General features: G+C 48.0%; 1 protein-coding gene. It reads left to right on the forward strand.

Annotated elements, in window-relative coordinates:
* Nucleotides 1-6 precede the first annotated feature (6 nt).
* On the forward strand, nucleotides 7-538 hold a 532-nt coding region (locus LKK83_RS01065), incomplete at its 3' end, for a Uma2 family endonuclease (RefSeq protein ID WP_324628880.1).

Raw genomic sequence — 538 nt, forward strand, 5'->3', positions numbered from 1 at the left:
ACAGTTATGAGCGCGATCGCAATCAATTTAAACCCAATTATTCAACTGACAGACGAACAGTTTTATCAACTTTGTCGGGAAAATCCCGATGTAAAATTCGAGCGCAATGCCACAGGAGAACTGATTGTCATGCCACCCACCGGAGGAACCACGGGCAACCGAAATTTTAAATTAGTTCAGCAACTCGCCAACTGGGCCGATATAGATAAAACCGGGATTGGATTTGACTCTTCCACGGGTTTTAATCTGCCCAATGGAAGCGATCGCTCTCCCGATGCAGCATGGATAAAATTAGAGCGCTGGGAAACCCTGACCCCGGAACAGCAGGAAAAATTCCCCTCCATCGCGCCGGATTTTGTGGTGGAATTGCGTTCCGCTAGGGATAGCTTAGCATCCCTGCAAGAGAAACTGCAAGAATATATAGAAAATGGCGTTAAACTGGGGTGGTTAATCGATTGTCAAAATCGGCGGGTAGAAATCTATCGCCCGGGGAGAGACCCCGAAATCTTGTCCGATCCTGCTGTAGTTTCCGGAGAGG

Origin of the sequence: Phormidium sp. CCY1219, assembly GCF_035615515.1 — a bacterium.
GTDB lineage: Bacteria > Cyanobacteriota > Cyanobacteriia > Cyanobacteriales > Laspinemataceae > CCY1219.